3 protein-coding genes are annotated in these 3,702 nt (G+C 56.6%); 1 reads left to right on the forward strand and 2 read right to left on the reverse strand.

Annotated features, from left to right (window positions below; translation table 11 throughout):
- Together K5905_RS29755 and K5905_RS29760 are read right to left on the reverse strand one after the other, a co-directional pair.
- Positions 1–1,163 (reverse strand): glycosyltransferase family 39 protein (locus K5905_RS29755; RefSeq protein ID WP_297591253.1); only part of this gene is annotated, 1,163 nt, incomplete at its 3' end.
- 10 nt (positions 1,164–1,173) lie between these two features.
- Entirely contained in the window at positions 1,174–2,286 is a 1,113-nt protein-coding gene (locus tag K5905_RS29760; protein WP_297591257.1) for a glycosyltransferase family 2 protein, read from the reverse strand.
- Between the two features lie 454 nt (positions 2,287–2,740).
- On the opposite strand from K5905_RS29760, the gene K5905_RS29765 reads away from it, so the two are divergent.
- The coding region (locus tag K5905_RS29765; protein ID WP_297591255.1) for a HisS family protein at positions 2,741–3,702 on the forward strand (962 nt) is incomplete at its 3' end.

Consider the following 3,702-nt stretch of genomic DNA (forward strand, 5'->3'; position numbering starts at 1 on the left):
GCGAACTGTCTGACCGCCTCACCGATTTCAGGCCACCCACGCAATTGAAATGTCGGATCCTTGCGAGCAAATTGCCCGGTGAATGGCGATACGGCATGAAACTGGACCAGAACGGCGATCACAAATCCGAGAATGACACCCGCGGCCGCAATACGCCGCCAGATCCGCTGCTCAACACCAAGCCCGGCAACATAGACTGCTGCGAACATTGCAAATGTCGGAAAAAGCGGTGCCGGCCAGTTAGCCTGCACCCGCGCGTGCAGCGAGTGATAGAGAAGATACGTAATGAAAGGCAGCGCTGTCAGAAACAGAAGAGAGGCAACAGTCTTTCGTTCACGCAGCCCCTTGAACGACATGCCGATGCCAAGCGCGGCAAGAACAGCGATCAACGGATTGAGAAGTCCGATCAGGGCACCAAGAAATTCGAAAATGTACTTGGTCGTGTAACCGCCGCTCCCGGCGCGCCCGAATTGCTTGTAAAAGCTCACCCAGTCATGGATGTGGTTCCAGTAGAGCACAGGTGCAAACAGCAGAAGCGCGATTGCGCCCCCTGCCCAGAGCTGCCAGGTGCCCCACCAGCGCCGCGCTTCCGGTACCCAAAGCAGCCACAGCACAATTCCGGCCCCTAGGAACAGAAGCGAGTATTTGGCCAGCAGGCCGCACCCTGCCATCAATCCGACAACCAGCCACCAGTTGGCGTTTTTCGAGTGGCACAATTCGGCAAGCGCCCAGAGACCAAGCCCCCAGAAGAACACGGAGGGCGCGTCCGGCGTCGCCAGAATACCGCCGATCCCGACAAGCAGGCTGGCATTGAGAAAAAGAACCGCCCATCCTGCAACCGTCTGGTTGAACAATATTGATGCGGTTCGCCACAGGGCGAGGGATCCAAAGACCCCGGTCAGAATCACAACTGCACGGACGGCAAAGATCGTGTCACCGAAGACCGCCTGACCCGCGGCAATCCACCAGCCGATCATCGGCGGGTGGTCGTAATAGCTCAGAGCCGGGTAAAGTCCCCAAAGGCGATAGTACGCTTCATCCTCGACAAAATGCGCATTGCCCGCAACAAAAACCTTGAGTGCCGTCAGCAAGCCGACGACCAGAATCAGCCCGGCGGGCCGCAAAAAGAAAGGCAGCTCTTCAGTCTTCGGATCGGCTTCCACGGTTTGACCCTCAAGACTTCCGCCATGTCAGTGCGGAGCTGGCGGCATAATTCCAGACCGCTCCCATCACCGCACCGGCCGTTCCCGCGAACCACCAGTAGGACGGATCCAGATAAATGAGATTGGCAACGCCGACATTGGCCAGAACGCCGACCGAACACACGGCATAGAAGGTCAGCAGGCCGACCATCGCCTGCAGACCACGCAACCGACGATCCCGGTAGGTGAGCTGGTTGTTGAGGAAGAAATTCGACGTCATGGCGACAAACGACGCCGCCGTCTGCGCCAGATTGAATTCCAGTCCGCCCAAAAGGAACATCCGCAATGCGGCCAGGTGCACGACAAGTCCGCTGGCGCCTACAAGACCGAACATCAGGAAACGGACGGAAACCACATCGCCGAAATACTTGGCGAGCAACAGGCCAAAATAGTCCAAGGTGACCAGCGTATCGAGCTTGCTCTCACCATGCTGTCGCTCGCGGAAGGTAAAGGGCAGCTCCTTGATTTTCAGCGTACCGCTGGCGCTGGAAACAAGATCCAGAAGGATTTTGAAACCCTGCGGTGACAGCCTTGAAGCAAGCGCTTCCGCCTTTTCCCGGCGCACCATGAAAAACCCGCTCATCGGATCTGTCAAAGTCACATTCAGCAGCTTTTGCGCCAATCCGTTAGCGACATTGGAACCCCAGGCCCGAATGGCGGAAAGGCCCTCACCGACGGTACCACCTTCAACCTTGCGGCTTGCGACCACCAGGTCCGTGTCATCGGATTTCAATTCATCCAGCATTTTCGGCAGCAGGGTTTCATCATGCTGCAGGTCCGCATCCATGACGGCGACATAAGGGGCTGACGAGGCCAGAATACCTTCAATACAGGCCCCGGACAGACCACGGCGGCCAATGCGGCGGATGACCCGGATACGCGGATCGCTTTCAGCGATCGCACGTGCCACTTCAGTCGTTCCATCAGGCGAATTGTCATCGACGACGATGGCTTCCCAGTTGATGCCTTTGAGGGCCGTGTCAAGGAGGCCGACAAGGATCGGGATATTCTTGGCTTCGTTGAAGCTTGGCAGGATCACACTGAGTTCGGCGGACTTTCCCGCCGGAACATTCTGAGCATCCATCTCTTGTGTTCCAATCTCACTCACCGTCACACCGACTGCACCGTTCATCGTGAACCTTCATCCGCCTCATGACACCTGACCTTTATGTGATGGTCAGGCCTCAACCTCCTGAAACCGTGCGGACATTAGCCTGCAAGAAGTTAAATACAAGAAAAGACACTGAAGGTTTTACCGGGACGGCCGCCCGGTCCACATGCGAAACTGCGCCGGATCTTGCCCGAAGACCTCATTTGTCTGGCGCCCCTTTTAACGCCAACTGTGATGCAAACAAGGCGTTCGTCGGGCTTTCTTTTTCTCGTTGAAATTCAACAACACAGCCCCGAAGCGCCCGGGCGGCTCGTGAACCTTGCCCTCAGGACCTGTTTCGTCTAGGACAACCGCAACAATCTCAGCGCCCTTTGCCGCTCAATTCCGATCGCAATCGGCCAGGAACTCGCCAGGATCCAAGGACCTTATGGCCAAAAAACCGAACAAACTGAAGGCCCGGCTGCCGCGGGGCTTCGTTGACCGCTCTGCCGGAGACATCCGCGCAACCGACGAGATGATCGGCAAGATCCGCTCGGTTTATGAGCGCTATGGTTTCGACCCTGTCGAAACACCTGCCTTCGAATACACCGATTGCCTCGGTAAATTCCTTCCCGACACGGATCGGCCGAATGCCGGTGTGTTTTCGGTTCAGGACGATGACGAACAGTGGATGAGCCTGCGTTACGACCTGACCGCACCGCTTGCCCGCCATGTTTCGGAAAACATCAACGAGATCCAGCTTCCCTATCGCACCTACCGTGCAGGCTGGGTGTTCCGTAATGAAAAGCCCGGGCCCGGACGTTTCCGCCAGTTCATGCAGTTTGACGCAGACACGGTCGGCGCACCGGGCGTACAAGCAGACGCTGAAATGTGCATGATGATGGCCGACACGATGGAAGCGCTCGGCATTCCACGCGGCGACTACGTGATCCGCGTCAACAACCGCAAGGTTCTGGATGGTGTTCTGGAGACGGTCGGACTCGGTGGCGAGGAACAGGCCGAGCGACGGCTGACGGTACTGCGTGCCATCGACAAGCTCGACAAGTTCGGGATCGAAGGTGTTCGTCTCTTGCTTGGCGAAGGCCGGAAAGACGAGAGCGGTGATTTTACCAAGGGCGCTGCACTTGAGCAAAGTGAAATTGATTTCTTAGTATCTCGGTTTTTGAACGAACCTTTTGTGAGCGGTAGCCCAATAGATTCTCGCGTTGCAGAATTGAGCGAAGCTCTTGAACTAAATGAGACGTATTTATCTGGCTTCAACGAACTGAACAGTATCCAAAGCTTGATAAAGGCTGGTGGTTATGGCGAGGACCGCATCAAGATCGACCCGTCCGTGGTTCGCGGCCTGGAATATTATACCGGTCCTGTCTACGAGGCAGAGCTGCTGTT

Origin of the sequence: Roseibium sp. (genome assembly GCF_025698965.1) — a bacterium.
Lineage (GTDB): Bacteria > Pseudomonadota > Alphaproteobacteria > Rhizobiales > Stappiaceae > Roseibium.